The sequence below is a fragment of the Undibacterium sp. RTI2.2 genome (assembly GCF_035018705.1).
GTDB lineage: Bacteria > Pseudomonadota > Gammaproteobacteria > Burkholderiales > Burkholderiaceae_D > Undibacterium.
The window spans coordinates 1-1,017 of record NZ_JASJXN010000117.1; the positions used below are offsets into that span (position 1 = coordinate 1).

2 protein-coding genes are annotated in these 1,017 nt (G+C 38.0%); both read left to right on the plus strand.

The features are described 5' to 3' along the window. The first annotated feature begins 52 nt into the window (after nt 1-52). Nucleotides 53-508, plus strand: a complete 456-nt coding sequence (locus QN395_RS21330; RefSeq protein ID WP_323493145.1) for a hypothetical protein — start codon at nt 53-55, stop codon at nt 506-508. Between the two features lie 39 nt (nt 509-547). Continuing rightward, nucleotides 548-952: a hypothetical protein gene (locus QN395_RS21335; RefSeq protein WP_323493146.1), complete on the plus strand. Its 405-nt coding sequence runs from the start codon at nt 548-550 to the stop codon at nt 950-952. The last annotated feature ends 65 nt before the right edge of the window (nt 953-1,017 follow it).

Genomic DNA, 1,017 nt, shown 5'->3' on the forward strand with positions numbered 1-1,017 from the left:
GGCCGCTCCTTTCTCATCTATTTTGCGCTTCTCGCAATAAAATTACTCTCCGGTGTTTCGTTTTGCAAGAACCTCAGCTTTAATTCAATTAACGTTAGATGGCTCTCTGGTACAAGACGGACATCAAGTTTCACTAAGAGTTTTATCTAGAGCGTTGCTGTCCATACAGGCAGCTACAGACAGAGCTTTTCTCGATATTCGTTACGGTGGAGTATCAAAGCATCAGAGATTACATTACTCGCAATACAGCGAGGCTGACTTTATCGTTGGTGACCCTAAAGAGGGTAGTTATGTCATCGAGTTTTTGTCAACTCGCGGACAAGACATTATTCGCCGTTTGCGTGAAGCAATAAAAGATCCATACATCCAAGCCGCTGCTGGCGGTGACCAACAAATTTATACAATTAGTCATCAGATCGCGGCAAATAAGGGTGCTTTAAAAAATAAAATCTTACACCCGCAAAGTTTTGATGATTTCTTAAAAGCCCCAAGTGCGTTGTTGACATGAACTTATGGCGACAAATCTATTAATAAAGAGATTGATCAAATGTTGTCTCCCGTAAGAAAGGACGCGGATGCAATTTTGAAGTTGGTACTTAAACCTAGCGATAATGACGTTGCTGAGACATTTGAATTTGATCAAACGACTGCTCTGGCATTTAAAAAAGTGATCGGAACTCGACAGCTCGGAAGTCCTGTCGTATATCAAGGACACCTGCGACAATTAGATCGAGGTCACAACCAAAAAACAAACTTTAAAGGGAAATTTATAAATGTGAAAAATGATAAAGATGTTGTCATTTTTATTCAAAGCGAAGAGGATTTTTCGAGCTTGATACCATATTTAAATGGAAATGAATTCAAGATAATTGCATGTCCAATTATCGAATATTCTTCTTTTGACCTTGTTGCAGGAGACATTCAATTTTTAGAAATTTTCAATAATGAGTGACAAAACAATTGATAAAGTTAAAGAACAGTGCCTCGAATTAATTTTAAATGTTATGCCTGTTAGTC